25 protein-coding genes and 1 tRNA gene are annotated in these 19,191 nt (G+C 50.3%); 18 read left to right on the forward strand and 8 right to left on the reverse strand.

All coding sequences use genetic code 11. From position 1 onward, the window contains the following. Positions 1-24: 24 nt before the first annotated feature. Positions 25-101, reverse strand: a tRNA-Ile gene (locus tag V4835_RS15955). Positions 102-221: 120 nt separating this feature from the next. Here V4835_RS15955 and V4835_RS15960 point away from each other — a divergent pair. Beyond that, positions 222-668 carry an ECs1072 family phage-associated protein gene (locus tag V4835_RS15960; RefSeq protein ID WP_318155187.1) on the forward strand — a complete coding sequence of 149 codons (447 nt, stop codon included), beginning with the start codon at positions 222-224 and terminating at the stop codon, positions 666-668. On the opposite strand, the gene V4835_RS15965 is transcribed toward V4835_RS15960, so the two are convergent. The 6 genes from V4835_RS15965 to V4835_RS15990 form a co-directional block, all read right to left on the reverse strand. Beyond that, positions 586-843, reverse strand: a complete 258-nt coding sequence (locus V4835_RS15965) for a hypothetical protein (protein ID WP_248076487.1) — start codon at positions 841-843, stop codon at positions 586-588. The genes V4835_RS15960 and V4835_RS15965 overlap by 83 nt on opposite strands. 157 nt (positions 844-1,000) lie before the next feature. Beyond that, positions 1,001-1,783 (reverse strand): antitermination protein, encoded by a 783-nt coding sequence (locus V4835_RS15970; RefSeq protein ID WP_331412808.1) that lies wholly within the window; start codon positions 1,781-1,783, stop codon positions 1,001-1,003. Next, on the reverse strand, positions 1,780-2,751 hold the full coding sequence (locus tag V4835_RS15975; RefSeq protein ID WP_063144021.1) for a toprim domain-containing protein: 972 nt from the start codon (positions 2,749-2,751) through the stop codon (positions 1,780-1,782). Before V4835_RS15975 ends, V4835_RS15970 begins: the two co-directional genes overlap by 4 nt. Then, entirely contained in the window at positions 2,748-4,367 is a 1,620-nt protein-coding gene (locus V4835_RS15980; RefSeq protein ID WP_331412810.1) for a DEAD/DEAH box helicase, read from the reverse strand. The genes V4835_RS15975 and V4835_RS15980 overlap by 4 nt, the downstream gene beginning before the upstream one ends. Before the next feature lie 427 nt (positions 4,368-4,794). Further along, entirely contained in the window at positions 4,795-5,091 is a 297-nt protein-coding gene (locus tag V4835_RS15985) for a hypothetical protein (protein ID WP_074172895.1), read from the reverse strand. Further along, positions 5,075-5,281 (reverse strand): Cro/CI family transcriptional regulator, encoded by a 207-nt coding sequence (locus tag V4835_RS15990; protein ID WP_331412813.1) that lies wholly within the window; start codon positions 5,279-5,281, stop codon positions 5,075-5,077. Before V4835_RS15990 ends, V4835_RS15985 begins: the two co-directional genes overlap by 17 nt. 93 nt (positions 5,282-5,374) lie before the next feature. On the opposite strand from V4835_RS15990, the gene V4835_RS15995 reads away from it, so the two are divergent. The 17 genes from V4835_RS15995 (at position 5,375) to aspC (ending at position 18,483) form a co-directional block, all read left to right on the forward strand. Continuing rightward, positions 5,375-6,082: a LexA family protein gene (locus tag V4835_RS15995; RefSeq protein WP_045261746.1), complete on the forward strand. Its 708-nt coding sequence runs from the start codon at positions 5,375-5,377 to the stop codon at positions 6,080-6,082. A gap of 156 nt (positions 6,083-6,238) precedes the next feature. Then, the gene (locus V4835_RS16000; protein ID WP_331412814.1) at positions 6,239-6,532 is read left to right on the forward strand and encodes a hypothetical protein; all 294 of its coding nucleotides are present in this window, start codon (positions 6,239-6,241) and stop codon (positions 6,530-6,532) included. Positions 6,533-6,605: 73 nt separating this feature from the next. After that, entirely contained in the window at positions 6,606-6,992 is a 387-nt protein-coding gene (locus tag V4835_RS16005) for a S24 family peptidase (RefSeq protein WP_032667385.1), read from the forward strand. 106 nt (positions 6,993-7,098) lie between these two features. After that, on the forward strand, positions 7,099-7,320 hold the full coding sequence (locus V4835_RS16010) for a hypothetical protein (RefSeq protein WP_331412815.1): 222 nt from the start codon (positions 7,099-7,101) through the stop codon (positions 7,318-7,320). Continuing rightward, positions 7,313-7,720, forward strand: a complete 408-nt coding sequence (locus V4835_RS16015) for a hypothetical protein (protein WP_331412816.1) — start codon at positions 7,313-7,315, stop codon at positions 7,718-7,720. Before V4835_RS16010 ends, V4835_RS16015 begins: the two co-directional genes overlap by 8 nt. Next, a complete protein-coding gene (locus V4835_RS16020) occupies positions 7,692-8,285 on the forward strand; it encodes an HNH endonuclease (RefSeq protein ID WP_230262003.1) in 594 nt (197 codons plus the stop codon). The genes V4835_RS16015 and V4835_RS16020 overlap by 29 nt, the downstream gene beginning before the upstream one ends. Continuing rightward, on the forward strand, positions 8,275-8,682 hold the full coding sequence (locus V4835_RS16025) for a hypothetical protein (RefSeq protein WP_331412817.1): 408 nt from the start codon (positions 8,275-8,277) through the stop codon (positions 8,680-8,682). The genes V4835_RS16020 and V4835_RS16025 overlap by 11 nt, the downstream gene beginning before the upstream one ends. After that, the gene (locus V4835_RS16030; RefSeq protein ID WP_045326846.1) at positions 8,682-8,876 is read left to right on the forward strand and encodes a hypothetical protein; all 195 of its coding nucleotides are present in this window, start codon (positions 8,682-8,684) and stop codon (positions 8,874-8,876) included. The genes V4835_RS16025 and V4835_RS16030 overlap by 1 nt, the downstream gene beginning before the upstream one ends. Beyond that, the gene (locus V4835_RS16035) at positions 8,873-9,700 is read left to right on the forward strand and encodes an SPFH domain-containing protein (RefSeq protein WP_042889584.1); all 828 of its coding nucleotides are present in this window, start codon (positions 8,873-8,875) and stop codon (positions 9,698-9,700) included. Before V4835_RS16030 ends, V4835_RS16035 begins: the two co-directional genes overlap by 4 nt. Positions 9,701-9,745: 45 nt before the next feature. Then, positions 9,746-10,489, forward strand: coding sequence for an ORF6N domain-containing protein (locus V4835_RS16040; protein WP_125366199.1), 744 nt, complete (start codon positions 9,746-9,748; stop codon positions 10,487-10,489). A 2-nt stretch (positions 10,490-10,491) separates the two neighbouring features. Beyond that, positions 10,492-10,863, forward strand: a complete 372-nt coding sequence (locus V4835_RS16045) for a hypothetical protein (RefSeq protein ID WP_331412818.1) — start codon at positions 10,492-10,494, stop codon at positions 10,861-10,863. Further along, entirely contained in the window at positions 10,847-11,104 is a 258-nt protein-coding gene (locus tag V4835_RS16050; protein ID WP_013097283.1) for an excisionase family protein, read from the forward strand. Before V4835_RS16045 ends, V4835_RS16050 begins: the two co-directional genes overlap by 17 nt. A 44-nt stretch (positions 11,105-11,148) precedes the next feature. Continuing rightward, on the forward strand, positions 11,149-12,441 hold the full coding sequence (locus V4835_RS16055) for a tyrosine-type recombinase/integrase (protein ID WP_331412820.1): 1,293 nt from the start codon (positions 11,149-11,151) through the stop codon (positions 12,439-12,441). A 184-nt stretch (positions 12,442-12,625) separates the two neighbouring features. Next, positions 12,626-13,828: a nicotinate phosphoribosyltransferase gene (pncB, locus tag V4835_RS16060; protein ID WP_331412821.1), complete on the forward strand. Its 1,203-nt coding sequence runs from the start codon at positions 12,626-12,628 to the stop codon at positions 13,826-13,828. A 166-nt stretch (positions 13,829-13,994) separates the two neighbouring features. Beyond that, positions 13,995-15,395 carry an asparagine--tRNA ligase gene (asnS, locus tag V4835_RS16065; RefSeq protein WP_063144409.1) on the forward strand — a complete coding sequence of 467 codons (1,401 nt, stop codon included), beginning with the start codon at positions 13,995-13,997 and terminating at the stop codon, positions 15,393-15,395. A gap of 606 nt (positions 15,396-16,001) precedes the next feature. After that, positions 16,002-17,108: a porin gene (locus V4835_RS16070; protein WP_331412823.1), complete on the forward strand. Its 1,107-nt coding sequence runs from the start codon at positions 16,002-16,004 to the stop codon at positions 17,106-17,108. A gap of 184 nt (positions 17,109-17,292) precedes the next feature. Beyond that, positions 17,293-18,483, forward strand: a complete 1,191-nt coding sequence (gene aspC / locus V4835_RS16075) for an aspartate transaminase (protein WP_331412824.1) — start codon at positions 17,293-17,295, stop codon at positions 18,481-18,483. Between the two features lie 48 nt (positions 18,484-18,531). Here aspC and V4835_RS16080 read toward each other — a convergent pair whose 3' ends face one another. After that, positions 18,532-19,179 (reverse strand): MBL fold metallo-hydrolase, encoded by a 648-nt coding sequence (locus V4835_RS16080; protein WP_023311009.1) that lies wholly within the window; start codon positions 19,177-19,179, stop codon positions 18,532-18,534. Positions 19,180-19,191: the final 12 nt, after the last annotated feature.

Below are 19,191 nucleotides of genomic sequence, written 5' to 3' on the forward strand. Positions count from 1 at the left end.
CTTCCCGATGAGCTAGTGGCGTTCTGGTGGCCCTTGCTGGACTTGAACCAGCGACCGGGCGATTATGAGTCGCACGCTCTAACCAACTGAGCTAAAGGGCCCGGAGCGAGATGATACATAAGTCAAACTAACTACGCAATATCAATGGTTTTTATGGTTGCCGCTCTCTCCGTCTGATATCGTTAAATCGCCAAAAGTAACAAATCCAACAAGGAGACCGGATGAGTAATTACTCAGATTTACTGCAGATTATCAAATTGAGAGTTTGCCAGAACAACAATGTTCCAGCATCGTCACTGGCTGGAACAAATAACTACCGAGCTAACCAGGTATGGTATCGAATTGGACAGATATTCACGCTGGAATGCGTCCTCTCCGAGTACAGAAAATGCCACTCATCAGATTATTACCTGCTGGACAACGAAAAGGCTCTTCATCACCTGATATTTCAAATCACAAAATGGAAACTGGAGGACATCAGGAAGCTGCCTCTAAATGACAGTCTATTTATTGTCTCAGACAGGTTAAAATCTGATTACCTGCCCGCAGAAGCTGCTGAATACCTCCGCTCATTAAAACTTCCTGTCAACCATTATCCTGTTGATGAATTCTCAGCAGCGGATTGGGATCCCAAGGAAAACTCAGTTTTCCTTCAAAGCCATCCTTAGACAATCGTTCAATTTCCACAGAAATTTCATTGAGCCGTTCTTCCAGAGCGGCTTTTTCTTTCACCAGACGATTGAAGTGGGCAAGGTGGGTTTTCTGCTGCCCGAGCCAGTCTTCAAGCTCTTCAGGCAACATGCCTGGGTTAAAAAAATACAGCTGTTGCTTACCGTCTTGCATCGCAGACCTCCGGAAAAGCAAAAAACCCGCAACGTGGCGGGCTTTTCGAGGTTAATTATCTACAGGCGTTATACTCCATAATCAGAAGCATACAGGACGGTTTTATGCAAAGTCAACACTAACGTGCAAAAAAGTGTCGCTATTTGCTCCGATCATATTAATAAGTTGTCGCCTTCTCAAATTCCACTGCTGCGTGACGTTCCCCCTGGCGCAGAGTGTCCACCAGCATTTCATAGAAGGGTTTCCAGTTACGTGACCATGAGGACTGATGGAGGTCCGGGAGACGCTTCAGAATGGCACGGTGTACCGTCGCCGAGGAGATAGCAGAGAAGCCATTACCAGAGCAACGTTCACACGTTTTGAAAACCGGTGCGCCGCGGTCTTTAGTCGCTTTGCGGTCCAACACTTCTCCTTTACCGCCACACCTGCACCGGGCAAGGATCACTTTCTTTCCTCCGCATGTTCCGCAAACCCTATTCACCAGCTCATTTTTAATCTTCGGGGCCACCACTTCGGCACCGTCGGCGTCGAAAATACCAGGATGTTTAACCACATCCTCATTCCCGGAGATAAACCCGGTACCGCTGCAACTGTGACATGTCACGCTGGTAGCCGCCGAACGGGAGTAATCAGCAAAGGCAAATTGTGCCAACATCTGCATACACCATCCGAACTGCCCACCAGCTGCTTTGCGAACATTCTTCGGTGCGGCATCCATCGCATATCGCGCCAGCGCCTGAACTGCGAGCTGTTCATCCGTTTTGCTGATTCCCGCTTTACCGAAGAACGCCGCCAGGCCGAAGCGCGCACGGCTGCTGGTGGTGACAATCGCCGCCATTACGTCTGTTCCTGTAAGGCGGTCAGGAGAGGTTCCCTTCACGTCATCGCTGATGTGCATTCCCTGAGGACTAAAATGTTTGAGTGATGCTTCCAGTTTCATGCGGCCACCTGCTGTTTTTTATAGAAAACCACTTCACGAACCTGATCGCCGTTCATGAGCATGTCGTTAAAATCACCGTTATCCGGGTAGTAGATGCTGATTTTTTGCAGGTCATTTTTTGCCATTAAGTTGGCATGAGCGCATTCCGTGGCCGCAGCCAATCCGGTGGCGCTGTTTACGTCTCGATCTGCAAAAATAATCAAATTCTTCACGCCTGCAGGAACACGGAATTTCTTCATGAATCCGCTTGTCATGGTGGCCCAGGTATTCACCTTGTAAATTTGATGAGCAGACAAGGCGGTTTCGATTCCTTCTGCGATGCCCAGCGTGCTGGCGACCGGGAACATACGGATCGCAACTGAGCGAGCGTGATCAAGATAGTTATCTTCCTGCAGTGATTTCTGCCGCTTGGCGCTGGCCCCGATGTCAGCCTTCTTTGCACCATCCAATAACGTCTGATGGAGGTAACACAGCTCGCCTTTATCATCTGTTGCCAGTGAATAAATAGACTGGTACACCCGTCCGTTATGCCGTTGCTTGGGATTAAGCCGCACGGACTCAGCCGGAAGCTGATAAATACCCCGTGAGTTAAGGTATTCAGCGGCGCATGTACCGCGCAGGGGTGACATTTTTGCAAAATTACTGAGTACCTTTTTCCGCAGCTTGGAAGCGTCGCTAGCCTCGGGAATTTTGTCACGCCTGAACGTATTGCCGATCAGTGCATCGATTTCGCGGCAAACCTCGTTAAATGGCTTGCCCTGGGTTTTGGTAACCAAATCCATTCCCGTACCGCTGCCGCAGGTGCAGATCCATGTTCCTGCGCCGTCGCGGTCGTCGATGCGGAATTTGCCAACCGAATCACACAGAGGGCATTTCCCTCTAAAGTGGTTTTTACCGGTGATCGGCGGAAGTCCGTAATGCTCAAAAATCATGGCCCACTGCCCTTTTGCTGCTTCTACCGTCTTCATGCTCGTTTTCCTAACTGCTGTCTGATATCACTGACGCGATTAAGCGCCTGCTGAATTCTTTCCTGGGTAGGCAGCTCTTCTGCCTGTGCCTGCTGGCGCTGCTCTTTTTCGATTCGTCTAGCGAAGCTGATCCGCTTGTGCTTAATGAAGTTTGAAACTGTCGGCGTGATGTCCATCGGGTAATCGCTCAGTCCGTTCGGCCATTCGCCAAAACGTTCGCGGAAGGTGTGAGCACACCAGGCATCGCTGACAGGCTTTTTCCCCAGCGATACGCGCTGGCGCTGATAGAATTTGATCTGACTCCACCAGGCTTGTTTCTCTTCCTTCGTCGGCTGGCGCAGCTCGCCCCCAAGTTTTTTGAGTTTTCGCCCGGTGTCGGTATCAATGTCCTCACCGGCCAGCGGCTTGTGGCCACATTTGGGGCAGACATAGACGCCAGCAGGCTTCATGAAGTGGCATTGTGTGCATTCGTGAGGCAGCTTTTCTGCTCGTTCCTCAGCTGCGCGGCGCGCGCCGTCCTCCATCCCGTCTGATTTACCCGGAAGATCGTCATATTCGATAGAGTCCGGATAACCCAGGCGGTGCACGGTGCCGCTGTGGTCGAAGATGAGGCAGGACTCTTTACCCGGTGCGGTGCGCAAGCCACGCCCGAGCGCCTGCAGCCAGCGAATTTCGCTCTTAGTTGGCCTGGCGTAGATGATGCAGCGAACATCGCTGTCGAACCCGGCCACCAGCACCCCTACGCTGACGATGATTTTTGTGGCGCCAGTTTCGAAGCGGTGAATGATGGTTTGGCGTTCTTCAGCAGGCGTATCTGCAGTCATAACCTCTGCATTTACGCCAGCCTGGTTAAACTGAATAGTCAGAAAATTAGCGTGGTCTACGTTGACGCAGAACGCGATTGTCGGCAGGTCCCGGCCGTTCTCCAGCCAGTTTTGGACGATATCGCCCACCAGCGTGGAACCGCACATGATCTCCGCCAGCTGCGCCTCGTTGTAATCGGTACCGTACTGCAGGGATGGAGAGGTTTTAACCCCTTTCAGATCCGGCTTTGTGGGCGCGTAAAATTCGTATTTGCTCAGGTCGCCGCGCTGGATCAGCTCGCCGATGGTGGTTGGCTTAATCAGTCGGTCATAGTATTTGCCCAGGAACGGGGAAAACGGTGTTCCTGACAGCCCGATCACTTTCACGCCTTTTTCGCGCAGGCGTTCGATATCCTGCAGGATGCGTTTTTTTCGCAGGTGAGCTTCGTCGATAATCAGCAGATCGATATTGTCAGGAAACACGCGACGAATAAGCGTATCGGCGCTGGCGATTTGTATTTTGAGGGTAGGATCGTAGTTTGGGTGATCCGCCCAGACATAGCCGATTTCATCACCCGGCAACCCATACTCCACAAAACGCTTTGCGGTTTGGGTTATGAGGATCTGGTAAGGCGCGCAAAACATTACCCGCATGCCACGACTAACGAACCCGGCAACGATGAAGGCGGCCAGTCCTGTTTTACCGCTGCCCGTCGGCGAGTACACCATGAAGGTTTCCGTATCCTTCCAGTTACGGCGCAGCTGGTTAAGTGCTCGTTCCTGTGCAAAATTCGGTGTGATCGTCAGCTGCATTGTGCGGACCCCGCGGTGATGAGATAATAATTCTGTGATGTGGTTTTCATGGATTCCCCCTCACATGGCTGGTGGCCTCCCCAAAGGCTGCCAGCCTCCCTTCTGATTCAGCTCCCCTGAAAATTCACTCTTCCAGAAAGAACCCTTTTTGTTTCTCAGCGCCTGAGCGCTTTGTACTACCTTGCTGATACGGGCGTTTTTTTAAATTGCGCCCTTAAGACAGTGATCTACTTAACCAATGGATCTCTCCTGTTGGAAAAGACCCTATTCCTGCCCCTACACCCAATCCCCCCTTACCCCCCTTTCCCTCTTCCCCATAAAAACGTACTACTTACCTAGTACATGGGGGAATTGAGTTAGTGGGTTGCCAACCTGAACAGGCACCTTTAAGCCTGTTTTTGTCCGGGTACCTTTAAACCCGCAACAATCAGGAACGTGGTGGCGTTCCGGCCAGGGGAGGTTCGGCGGTATACCCCTGTAAAGCCCTGCCGTGATTTCTCACAAACAGGCGAAGCCGCATATTTGCTTCATGCCTTGCCCGGTTCTCCTTGCGGTATGAAACGGGCTCGGCTTCGAACGATTCCTGATACACAGCTGCATAACGCTGAATTGCTTTTTGACGTGCTGCTGGCGCCAAGCTCAGTAACTGCTGCTTGATCCATTCGGCATCCGCTTGGCAAAATGCGGACGGCAAAATGCTGTGTAAATCAGGCTCTGGTTTCATTGCTTCGCCGCTTAGATGGGAACGCTTTATTTTCAAAAGCCGAAACATTCCCCTCCTCTGAAATCACAACAAAGATCTCCCTACCGGCTCTTAAAGCTTTGCTTATGGCAATCTGCGTTACTCCTAGCGCTTCGCCGGCTTTTACTTGGCCGTGCTCTTTCACGTATTCCCCAAGAGTTATCTTGTTCATAATTCACCATCCGTTAAATACTACCAAAAGTACTAAAATTGATAGTACTATAGGTATGAGACATTTTCAAACTAAAGGTATTAAAATTACACCATGACAACTCAAAGACGCCTGACGACAGAACAGCTAAGAGATGCGGAACGCCTCAAGGCTTTGTATGAGTCGAAGAAGAAAGAATTGAGCATTACCCAGCAGCACATAGCTGAAGAAATGGGCATCACTCAAAGTGCTGTAGGGCATTATTTAAATGGAAGAAATGCCCTCAATGTGAGTTCTGCCATGATGTTTGCAAAAATACTTAATGTGCAGATCGGGGATTTTAGCCCCTCCCTAGCAAAAGAAGTTGGATTGATGCACTCCTATGCTGAGAATGTGAACTTCATAGGCGGCAACGAAAATAACACCTCTTACCCTGTCATAAGTTGGGTCAGCGCAGGATGCTGGACAGAAGCGCTAGAGCCTTATGCTATGAAGGATATAGACGAATGGATAAGTTCTGATGCGCACATCGAAGGAACAGGTTTCTGGTTAAGAGTAAGGGGTGATTCAATGACATCGCCTGTAGGGATCAGCATCCCTGAGGGGATGGCAATACTTGTGGACACTGGCAAATCTCCCATCAATGGGAGCCTTGTTGTTGCAAAGTTAGAAGATACAAACGAAGCAACGTTCAAAAAGTACATTGAGGATGGAGGGCAAAAGTTCCTGAAGCCGCTTAATCCAATGTACCCTCTCACACCTATCAATGGTAACTGCAAGATAATTGGAGTTGTTGTTGAGGCCAAATATCGCTTCATGTAAACAATAAAACCGGGGATAACCCGGTTTTTTTTCAAACTAAATCACCTTAAAATTCAATAACTAGTACTACTTGTTATGAATAGTACAATCAATTAGTATTGCAAATACTAGTACTTTGGGTACTATTATCTTATCGGCAAACAACGGAGCCATAAGATGAATATAACCTCCCAACCAAACTCAGCAAGCCAGGAATTTGATATCCACGCCAAGCTCAAAGCAGCCAATTCGCACTGGTCTTATTGTTATGCGGTACAGCCTTGCGAGAAAGGATTTAATTACCAATTTAATACAACATTTGTTGGAGAGATGGAGTTCGCCGTTTACGAACGCATCGATAACTATTTCGTCCTGATTGATTTTTTTAAGTCATACGATGAAGCATGTGCTGATGCTAAAAAAATCATTGATGACCATCCCGACATAAAAAAAATGTTCTCTGCCATTTAACTAATTAAATAACACATTTAATCATATATAACACCTTTTAGGGTGGGGAAAAACTCACCCTGAGGAAATGAAAATGCAAAATTCCGTCGCAATTAATCAGCCAGTTAAAACGCCTCAAATGCTGTTCGGTTCTGACAACATTAATGACTTTGGCAACCGCGTTCAAAGCTGCCGGATGGAAGGTGATTCAATGCAACCGACCATCGAACCATGCGAGGTTGTAGCTTTCGTTGATTGCGGTGGACGTGCGCTTACCTCTGGCATTTATGTTTACACAATGGATGCTTTTGGTCGCCCATGTCTTTTCATTAAGAGAATTGAGCCATTAGCTGATGGCTCATTAAAAATCATCTCTGATAACCATCATTACGAAACTTTTACCCTTAATACCGATGAACAGAAAGAAATCAAAATTCACGGTCGGGTGGTGGCTTCTTTGGCTGTGAGGCGCTTCGTATGACTTTCATCATTGATAAATCGGCATATAGAACAGCATGCCTTTATGCGGCCTGCGGTTACGAGGTAATCGCTCGTCTTTATCTTAAAAAAGCATATGGTCGTTAATTATGGGTGTTTTAAAAAGACAGGATATTCAGGAAGTGAATATCAAAGCGGAGAAGTTGCCTGGCTTGTCGCAAACATTATTTGAATATCAAGACAAGCTAGACAGATTTCAACTTAAAACGATATGCGCTCTGGTTTATTACCTGGCTGCGGAGATTCATGGATGGACCGAAAAAGAAGAAGAAATAGTAATGAGTTTGGAGGAGGAACAGGGCAATGGATAAATTAATCGAGACATATCGCCGCCGAATTTTAAAAGCAGCGTTATTACGCCACCAGCGTAAAACAGGCAGTAACTGCCTTGTTATTAAGCTCAATAAAGGGGGTATTAATACGGTCGAGTTAACAGAGATTCTTCTGGATGGATTATTGCGAAAATTCGAAAGGCTTGCGCTTAGTGAGTACGGAAATGTCGATGGCGTAAAAGCTATCAGGGGAATTTACAGCGGCGCTGTTGATGTAAATGGCAGCGGTGAATTCCTTACGGATAGCGGGAAGGAGTTAATCGACGAGCTCATTTCTGAGCTGGTTGAGTTCGTCAAAAAGCAGAAAGTGGAAGCTCCGAAAGCGGAGGGTCATGAAATGGGGGGATCTGATGGCACTTACAGCGATACGAATTCCTGAATCAGATTATCTCAACGAGTGCTTTTATTACGAACAAAAAACTGGAGAGTTGTTTTGGAAACATCGTCCCTTAAAACACTTTTCATCATCAAGTATACAAAAACAATTAAATACAAGATTTGCAGGTAAACCTGCTGGCGCGTTTATTAAAACCAAAACAGGAGCATATCGTATCGTGCGGTTAGATGGTGTCATTTACTATGCCCATCGCCTGATATTTAAAATGGTTAATGGTGTTGAGCCCGAAGTAGTCGATCACATTGATGGGAACACCACTAATAACAGAATAGAAAACCTGCGTTCATGTACAAACCAAGACAATAGTAAGAATGCGCGCTTATCTAAAACCAACACATCCGGCCATACAGGGGTGAGCTGGTCACATCAAAAGAAAAAATGGTGGGCAAATATTGTTATAAACGCGAAGCAAATATATCTGGGCTCTTTCACGGATTTCAATAAAGCAGTCGAGGCAAGACGAAACGCAGAAATTAAATATGGATTTCATGATAACCACGGAAAAAACAGAACACGATTCACGGGAGAGACCGGAAATGAACGATAAACGCATCAGCACCACCTCAATTGACAGCGCCTTTGCCAAAGAGCTGCAGCCTGTTTACGTCGTATCAAGACACGGTTACTCGCGCCGTTTCCTCAGCAGGAGCGCGGCGATCAGCAACCTTGCTCACTACATGGTAACCAAAACTTTTCATCGTGCCGGTTTGAACACCAACGAACCAGACGAACCTGTTTTCAGCAATGGTGTGCTCGTCAACCGCATGGGCCAGCACACACAGCAATATCTCTTTGCACATAACCGATGCATGCGGCGCATTCGCCGAATTCTGGAGCGTAAGCGCGAACTACGTAAGTGGCTCAGAAAGTGGGACGCCATGCATGACCGAGTCGTGAAAGAGCAGGCAGAACTGCAGGCCAGTAAACCAGAGGGGCTGCGCTGATGATTGCTTACTTACGCGTTGTTCTCTCGCTGGTAATTGTCGCCAGCGTTTATGGACTTTTCGTTCCGATCCTCATTTCGATGAAGGACACCACAGCAGTGTTATCCGGTTTTGCCCTGGCGATCCTGACCCCGCCGTGCATTTACGCCATTTGTAAGGGTCTTGTTGTAACCGTAAATAAGGAAAAGAAATGAAAAAAGCAATTATGGCTTCAATTATCGCGCTCTCTGCCATCGGTCTTGTAGGTTGCGATCGTGTCGAGCCCGGTAACGTGGGTATCAAGGTGAATAAGCTGGGAGACGACAAAGGCGTCGGTGAAGTGGTTGGCGTAGGCCGCTATTGGACAGGCTGGAACACAGAGGTCTACATCTTCCCAACCTTCAAACAGATGAAAACCTACGACGACGCATTCAATTTCCAGATGAGTGACGGCACTACGATCGGCTATCACATTGGTGTCGCCTATAAAGTTGATCCGACCAAAGTGACGACGGTCTTCCAGACCTATCGCAAAGGCGTGGACGACATCACCGATACCGATCTGCGCCAGAAGATTGCCGATGCCCTTAATCGTCTCGCAAGCCGCATGAGTACCGATAAGTTCATTGACGGCGGGAAAGCTGAGCTGCTTGAAAACGCTCTGAAAGAGATCCAGTCAGACATGGGGCCGGTAGGAATCCAGGTTATCAGCCTTTCTTACGTCGGCCGTCCGGAGTACCCGCCGACAGTTATCGACAGCATCAACGCCAAAGTCACTGCCAACCAGAAGACCCTGCAGCGCGAGCAGGAGGTGAAACAGCGTGAAGCCGAAGCAAACATGTTGCGCGCTGAAGCAGATGGCCAGGCAGACGCAAAGTTGAAGTTGGCGGAAGCGGAAGCGAAGTCTATCCAGATTCGTGGGCAGGCCATGCGCGAAAACCCTGAAGTGCTTCAACTGGAGGCCATCAACAAATGGAACGGCACTCTGCCCCAGTACATGACCAGCGGCGCCAATACTCCATTTATCCAGGTTAAGTGATTCACCAGCCCGGCGTAAAGCCGGGCACTCAGAAGGATATCGAGCATGAACACAGTAACGATCAATAACAAACAGCTGCCGGCAGTCGAATATCGCGGTCAGCGTGTTGTGACATTCGCAATGATTGACGAAGCTCACCAACGACCAGATGGAACAGCAGGACGTAATTTTCGTGAAAACAGGAACTACTTTGTAGAGGGGGTCGATTACGTTGAATTAGGTTCCGACGCTATACGCCGGGACCTTCCGGAAGGTGTGTTTTCTAAGTTTGCGCCCTCTGGAATTGTGCTTTTCGAATCTGGATATCTGATGGTGGCGAAGTCACTCACGGACGATCTGGCCTGGAAGGTACAGCGCGAACTGGTTAACAGCTATTTCCGCACTCGTGAGCCGCTGACGGAAATAGAGATGATCGCCGCAATGGCCGCCGATGCCGTTCGCCAGCAGAAGCGCCTGAATCATGTTGAAGAGCAGATCGAAACGGTCACAGAAGCTGTGGAGAACATCAAACGCGGGACCATGCGCGCCGGATATGTTGGTTACCGCCAGGTGGTAGCCAAAAGCGGAATGAGTGACGCCAAGTGCCGGAATTTGGTCAATGCCTACCGCATCCCGACAGACACGCACGAATTTATGACTCCAGACGGGCTTTTGTCACGTAGGGCTATCGTCGAACTGGAGCCGTTTATGGCCGCGTTTCGTCAGATGATGTCAGAAGCTGAACCGCGAGGCACCCGCTGGTATCACCCTAAAATGGGCCTGTTCCAGGCGATTGGGTGGGAGGGTTAAGAATGCACAAATTCTTCGTGGAGACAAACAACCTGAACACTATCAGCGATTGCCTGCAGCAGCTTGTTAACGCAGAAGAAGCGCAGCTCAGTATTGAAGAGCAACTGGCGAAATCGAACAGCAGTAGTGACTGGAGTACATGGCGCAAAAAGGCAGAGAACGCGCTGCGGCTGATCAAAGGGAAGCGTCGCATCATCACAGCCCGTCTGGCAGTCCTGCGTCATGAGGAAAAAGAGCGCAACCTGGAGCTGCACCAGCAGCACAACGACTTCCTGGTTCAGGCTCTGCGCGAAATCGTAACGCCCTCCTCTTTTGCGCGTTGCGTGCGTCTGGCTAAAGAGAAAATGGAGGAGATCCATGCAAACCAGTGCTGAAATCGTTCTTCTGGTGCCGAATGACTGGGTTAGCGAAAAGGTTCTGATTGCGGTTACCGGGCTCAAGCCCGGAACCATCACCCGCGCCAGAAAAGAATCCTGGATGCTGGGCCGCGAGTACCTGCACATTTCACCAGATGGTAATCCCAAGCCTTCGAGCGAATGCATGTATAACAGGAAAGCCGTTGATCAGTGGATCGAGGCGCAGAAAAAAAATCAACCAGGTGCGAAGACAGCATGAAAAGCAGTACACTCGTCAACGCTCCTGGACGTCAGGAGGGATCAATGGCTAATGCATCATACCCGACAGGCGTCGAAAATCACGGCGGTTCGCTCCGCATCTGGTTTCTGTATAAAGGTAAACGTGTCAGGGAAAACCTCGGTGTCCCTGACACTGCAAAAAATCGCAAGATAGCTGGTGAGCTGCGTTCTTCGGTTTGTTTTGCGATAAGGATGGGGAATTTTAACTATTCAGAAAAATTCCCAAACTCACCGAACCTTGCCAGGTTCGGTCAGGATAGAAAGGAAATTACTGTGCTGGAGCTTACCGAAAGATGGTCAGAGCTGAAGAGAATGGAGATCAGCTCTAATACCATGAGTAGGTACGAATCCATCATAAAAAACATGCTTCCGCGCATCGGCGAAAATAAAATGGTTTCTGCGGTTACCACTGAAGATTTGCTGTATGTCAGGAAGGAGTTGCTGACGGGCTTCCATGTAATGAAGAAGGATCACCGGACACAGGTAAAAGGCCGGAAGTCTTCCACGGTGAATAATTACATGATGCTGATGGCCGAGATCTTCCAGTTTGGAGCTGATAACGGCTACGCAAAGGAAAACCCGTTTAGCGGAATTAACCGGCTCAGGAAGGCAAAAGACGAACCAGATCCACTCACGACCGACGAGTTCATCAGGTTCATTCAGGCGTGCGGCCACCAGCAGATGCGAAATCTCTGGACCGTCGCCGTTTATACCGGAATGAGGCATGGGGAATTATGTGGTCTTGCATGGGAAGACATCGATCTCACCGCGGGAACCATTACGGTTAAGCGCAACCTTACCCAAACGTATGAGTTCACCCTGCCAAAAACCGAGGCAGGCACTGACAGGGTGATTTATCTCATACAACCAGCTATTGATGCCCTTAGGGATCAGGCCCAACTGACGCGCCTTGGCCGGCAGCATGAGGTTGAAGTGAATTTGCGTGAATATGGCCAGTCAGTCATACATCCATGCACTTTCGTTTTCAGCCCTCAATGCGTCAAACGTGGGTCTCGCACAGGATATCACTACGCGGTTAATTCGATTAATAAAATTTGGGCTCCGATAATCAAGCGCGCCGGTATTCGTTACCGCAACGCTTATCAGTCACGGCATACCTATGCGTGCTGGTCATTATCAGCTGGTGCGAACCCAAACTTTATAGCAACTCAAATGGGGCATACCGATGCACAGATGGTTTACAAGGTGTATGGAAAGTGGATGTCAGAGAAGAGCGGCGAACAGGTTACTCTGCTCAACAAGGCGCTTTCACACATTGCCCCATCGCTGCCCCAAAGCATGATAGTAGCGCAGTAGAAAACCTTAAATTCAAGTGGTTAGCAGCCCTGTTGCTACATTTGTATAACACGGGGCACAAAATGCCCTCGACCATAAAACGCGCTTATGTTGTGATCGGGGTTCAATAAATCACTAAACAAGGTATACTCCGGAGTTGTTTATTGTACTAAACGCTCCTGTGAGAGGATGCTACTGCGCACCTATGACTCAATTCGCTTCTCCAGTTCTGCATACGTTGCTGGATACCGACGCGTATAAACTGCATATGCAGCAAGCCGTTTTCCACCATTACTATGACGTTAATGTCGCGGCGGAATTCCGCTGTCGTGGCGACGACTTGCTTGGTATCTACGCAGACGCCATCCGTGAACAGGTCAATGCTATGCAGCATCTGACGCTGCAGGACGAGGAATATCAGTGGCTTTCTGGCCTGCCTTTCTTCAAAGCCGACTACCTGAACTGGCTGCGCGATTTCCGCTATAAGCCGGAGCAGGTCACCGTGCTTAACGATAACGGCAAGCTGGATATTCGCCTTGAAGGTCCGTGGCGGGAAGTGATCATGTGGGAAGTGCCGCTTCTGGCGGTGATCAGTGAACTGGCTCACCGCTACCGTTCGCCGGAAACCGGCGTCGAGCAGGCGGTCGCCGCGCTGGAAAATAAACTCACTGCCTTCTCCACGCTGACCGAAGGGCTGGACATGTCCCGCTTCCGCCTGATGGACTTTGGCACGCGTCGCCGTTTCTCGCGTGACGTTCAGGAGGCCATCGTTAAACGTATGCAGCGGGAGCCGTGGTTCGTGGGCACCAGTAACTACGATCTGGCACGCCGCCTCAACCTGACGCCAATGGGCACCCAGGCGCACGAGTGGTTCCAGGCGCATCAGCAGATCAGCCCCGACCTGGCTAACAGCCAGCGCGCGGCACTGGCCGCATGGCTTGAGGAGTACCCGAATCAACTCGGGATCGCCCTCACCGACTGTATTACGATGGATGCCTTCCTGCGCGACTTTGGTCCCGAGTTCGCTGAACGTTACCAGGGGTTACGCCACGACTCCGGGGATCCGGTTGAATGGGGCGAGAAGGCCATTGCCCATTACCAGAAACTCGGCATCGATCCGATGAGCAAGGTGCTGGTCTTCTCGGATAATCTCGACCTGGCGAAAGCGGTCGAACTCTATCGCCATTTCAACAACCGGGTGAACCTGAGCTTCGGAATTGGTACCCGTCTGACCTGCGATATTCCTCAGGTAAAACCTCTGAATATCGTCATGAAACTGGTGGAATGTAACGGCAAGCCGGTGGCAAAACTCTCCGACAGTCCGGGTAAAACCATCTGCCATGACAAAGCGTTTGTCCGCGCATTGCGCAAAGCGTTCGATCTTCCCCAGATCAAAAAAGCCAGTTAAGCGCTTACGGGAGCCTTCATGGCTCCCTTCTCCTTATTTATTTCTCAATTCTTCTCTTTTGACTGCGAAATTTACTTGTCTGATAGCGGATGGCAGGTAACATAGATATCCCCCCTTAAGGGTGGACAAGTGTTTATTTTTTCCGACTATTAACAGAGAGAATATTATGAGCGTTGTGCCTGTAGCCGACGTACTCCAGGGCCGTGTCGCCGTTGACCAGGAAGTCACCGTGCGCGGATGGGTGCGTACCCGCCGAGATTCTAAAGCTGGCATCTCCTTCCTTGCCGTCTATGACGGTTCCTGCTTTGATCCTGTACAGGCCGTCATTAATAATTCTCTGCCCAATTACAATGATGACGTTCTGCGCCTGACAACCGGTTGCTCCGTCATTGTTACCGGCGTGGTTGTGGCGTCACCGGGACAGGGCCAGAGCTTCGAAATTCAGGCATCTGCGATTGAAGTCACCGGCTGGGTTGACGATCCGGACACCTATCCGATGGCGGCAAAACGTCACAGCATCGAATATCTGCGTGAAGTCGCCCACCTGCGTCCGCGTACCAACCTGATTGGTGCGGTGGCGCGCGTGCGTCATACGCTGGCGCAGGCGCTGCATCGTTTCTTCGACGAGCAGGGTTACTTCTGGGTGTCTACCCCGCTGATCACCGCGTCCGATACGGAAGGTGCGGGTGAGATGTTCCGCGTCTCGACGCTGGACATGGAAAACCTGCCGCGCACGCCTGAAGGTAAAGTGGACTATGACAAAGACTTCTTTGGTAAAGAAGCTTTCCTGACGGTATCTGGTCAGCTCAACGGCGAAACGTACGCCTGTGCGCTGTCTAAGATCTACACCTTTGGCCCAACCTTCCGTGCCGAAAACTCCAACACCAGCCGTCACCTGGCGGAATTCTGGATGCTGGAGCCTGAAGTGGCGTTCGCCGACCTGGACGATGTTGCGGGTCTGGCGGAAGCGATGCTGAAGTATGTCTTCAAAGCGGTGCTGGAAGAGCGTGCTGACGACATGAAATTCTTCGCAGAACGCGTAGACAGCGATGCTGTGGCGCGTCTGGAGCGTTTCGTCTCTGCCGACTTTGCGCAGGTGGACTATACCGACGCGGTGGCGATCCTCGAGAAATGCGGTGAGACGTTCGAGAACCCGGTTTACTGGGGCGTTGACCTGGCCTCTGAGCACGAACGCTATCTGGCCGAGAAGCATTTCAAAGCGCCGGTTGTCGTTAAAAACTACCCGAAAGACATTAAGGCCTTCTATATGCGCCTTAACGAAGACGGTAAAACCGTGGCAGCGATGGACGTTCTGGCGCCGGGCATTGGTGAAATCATCGGTGGCTCTCAGCGTGAAGAGCGTCTTGACGTGCTGGACGCGCGTATGGAAGAGATGGGGCTCAACCCAGCTGATTACAGCTGGTACCGCGATCTGCGTCGTTACGGTACCGTACCGCACGCCGGTTTTGGTCTGGGCTTCGAGCGTTTGATTGCCTACGTTACCGGTGTTCAGAACGTACGCGACGTGATTCCTTTCCCACGTACTCCACGTAACGCCAGCTTCTAATCGGTAAAAGACTAAAATGGCCAGCATCTGCTGGCCATTATTTTATTCTGTATTGTCAGTTTTCGTCAGCGCAAAGTCAGCGTCTTTAAACCTTCACCCCGTCACAACCACTACCTGTTACGTTTTGTTTCCGCGAAATATCCAGCCACAAAAAATAAACCCCATTCTTATTGCGATTATTACTTCCTCAAGCGATAGCACAAATTTCAACCACTTTTACAGCCATCCAGAAGTCTTTTTGGGGTCATAAGAAAAACAGAGTCGTTTAACGTCTGTTGATACGAATCGCCTTTATCTCAATTAATCATAAGCAATTCATATATATAGGATAGGTTTTGCCGTTTAATTCGCCAGGCTGGTCTGAAGTTTGAGGTGGTTCACAAAGTTCCCAAAAATACATATTTAGTTACACATAATTTCTTTTGGTTACTTAATCTTGAGAATTGTAGCACTTTCAGGCTAGCGAAACGCTTCGCCGAATGGAAAGATGCCTGTCAGATACATAAAGACACCAAACTCTCATCAATAGTTCCGGAAATATTTATTGACAGAATTTATTGACGGCAGTGGCGAGTGTCATAAAAAAACCAATGAGGGTAATAAATAATGATGAAGCGCAATATTCTGGCAGTGGTAATCCCTGCCCTGCTGGTAGCCGGTGCAGCTAACGCTGCAGAAATCTATAACAAGAACGGCAACAAGCTGGACTTCTACGGTAAAGTTAACGCCGAGCACGACTTCGTGACTTCCGGTGATAGCACAAACAATAACGACGCTACCTATGCGCAGATCGGTTTCAAAGGCGAAACTCAGATCAACGACCAGCTGACCGGTTACGGCCAGTGGGAATACCGTTTCGTGGCTAGCGATGCAGAAAACTCTGCACAGAAAAACAAAAACCGTCTGGCTTTCGCTGGCCTGAAAGCGGGCGACGCTGGAAGCATCGACTACGGTCGTAACTACGGTATCGTTTACGACGTAGAATCTTACACCGATATGGCGCCGTCCTTCTCTGGTATGACCTGGGGCGGTAACTATGTTGATAACTTTATGACCAGCCGCAGCACCGGTCTGCTGACCTACCGTAACAGCAACTTCTTCGGTCTGGTTGACGGTCTGAGCCTGGGCGTTCAGTACCAGGGCAAAAACGACCGTGCTGACGTTAAAACCTCTAACGGTGACGGCGTAGGCTACTCCCTGGGCTACGATTTCGGCGAAGGCTTCGGTGCAATCGCATCTTACAGCAACGCTAACCGTACTCTGAATCAGAAAGCTGACGGCGAAGGCGACAAAGCTGAAGCATGGGGTCTGGGTCTGAAATACGACGCCAACAACATCTACCTGGCAACCACCTATGCTGAAACCCGTAACACCACCCGTACCGGTCCTAACGGTGACGCTGGCTTCGCTAACAAAACGCAGAACTTCGAAGTTGTTGCTCAGTACCAGTTCGATTTCGGCCTGCGTCCAGCCATCTCCTACGTGCAGACCAAAGGTAAAGACCTGGCTGCCGTCAATGGCTTCAGCGGTGGCGATGCAGACCTGGCTAAATTCATCCAGGTTGGTACCACTTACTACTTCAACAAGAACTTCAACGTGTGGGCTGACTACTACATCAACCTGCTGGACAAAGACTCCGACTACGCGAAAGCCGTTGGCGGCCTGAACGGCAACGACGATATGGCTGCTGTAGGCGTGACTTACCAGTTCTAATCAGTACACCACTTTGTTATATGCTTAATGAACAGGGCTTCGGCCCTGTTTTTTTATGCGTGACAGAAAATAATGGCGACTTTTGAAAAGCCGCACGCTTTTCGTCGCAAACGGTTGGCATTTTGTAAATCTACCGTTAACCTGATAGCGGATTTCACTTCTGTAATCACAATGGAACTTCGTCATGTTTGAGAACATTACCGCCGCTCCTGCCGACCCTATTCTGGGCCTGGCCGATCTGTTTCGTGCCGACGACCGCCCTGGCAAAATCAACCTGGGTATTGGTGTATATAAAGATGAAACCGGCAAAACCCCGGTACTGACCAGCGTTAAGAAAGCTGAGCAGTATCTGCTGGAAAACGAAACCACCAAAAACTACCTCGGTATTGATGGTATCCCTGAATTTGGTCGCTGCACCCAGGAGCTGCTGTTCGGTAAAGGCAGCGCAATTGTGAGTGACAAACGTGCCCGTACAGCACAGACCCCAGGCGGTACCGGTGCGCTGCGCGTGGCGGCGGATTTCCTGGCGAAAAACACCTCTGTTAAGCGCGTATGGGTAAGCAACCCAAGCTGGCCGAACCACAAGAGCGTGTTTAACTCTGCGGGTCTGGAAGTGCGTGAATATGCCTACTACGACGCGGCAAACCACTCTCTCGACTTTGACGGCCTGCTGGCGAGCCTCGGCGAAGCGCAGGCGGGTGACGTAGTGCTGTTCCACGGCTGCTGCCACAACCCAACCGGTATCGATCCGACGCTTGAGCAGTGGGAACACCTGGCGAAGCTGTCCGTAGAAAAAGGCTGGCTGCCGCTGTTTGACTTTGCCTACCAGGGCTTCGCCCGTGGTCTGGAAGAAGATGCCGAAGGCCTGCGCGCGTTCGCAGCCGTGCATCAGGAGCTGATTGTCGCAAGCTCTTATTCCAAGAACTTCGGTCTGTACAATGAGCGCGTAGGTGCCTGTACGCTGGTTGCAGCTAACGAAGAGACCGTCGATCGTGCGTTCAGCCAGATGAAATCGGTTATCCGCGCTAACTACTCTAACCCACCGGCACACGGTGCGTCTGTTGTTGCCACTATCCTGAGCAACGATGCGCTGCGCGCTATCTGGGAACAAGAGCTGAACGATATGCGCCAGCGCATTCAGCGCATGCGCCTGCTGTTTGTGAACACCCTGGCTGAGAAAGGCGCGGACCGCGACTTCAGCTTTATCATCAAACAGAACGGCATGTTCTCGTTCAGCGGCCTGACCAAAGAGCAGGTTCTGCGTCTGCGTGAAGAGTTTGGTGTGTACGCCGTAGCGTCTGGCCGCGTGAACGTTGCAGGCATGACGCCTGACAACATGGCGCCACTGTGCGAAGCGATTGTCGCCGTACTGTAATTTGCGCCCATAAAAAAAGCCTGCGTTATGCAGGCTTTTTTTTATTGGTTACCAGACAGGCATTTCATCTTGAAGGAACGGGTTATGGAGCCGTTCATAGCCCAGCGTCGACATCGGACCGTGTCCAGGGATAAACGTAACGTCATCACCCAGCGGCAATAGCTTCTGTTTAATCGACTGAATCAGCTGCCCATGGTCGCCGCGCGGAAAATCGCTGCGTCCTACGCCACCTTTGAAAATCACATCGCCGGAAATCAGCAGACGGGACTGGTCATCAAAGAAGACGATATGGCCTGGCGTATGCCCAGGACAATGCAACACCTGTAAAGTCACATTCCCTACGTTGACGCGCTCTCCCTCGTTTAGCCAGCGATCGGGCGTCAGGGGCTGACACTCATCAAGGCCAAACATGCGGCTTTGGGCGGGTAACCCCTGCAGCCAGAACTCATCTTCTTTTTCCGGGCCGATCACCGGCACACCGTAGTGTTCAGCCAGTTCAGCGGCAGCACCTACATGGTCAAGATGACCATGAGTGAGCAAAATCTGCATCAGCGTAACGCCGCTTGCTGCGACTTCCTGCTTGATTTTCTCAGCGTCACCACCGGGATCGACAAGCGCGGCCAGTTTAGTCTGTTCGCACCAGATCAATGAACAATTCTGGGAGAACGCGGTAACCGGAATAATACGATAGTTCATACTGCTCCTGTG

It is taken from the genome of Enterobacter cloacae complex sp. CARB60 (assembly GCF_036487345.1).
GTDB lineage: Bacteria > Pseudomonadota > Gammaproteobacteria > Enterobacterales > Enterobacteriaceae > Enterobacter > Enterobacter asburiae_D.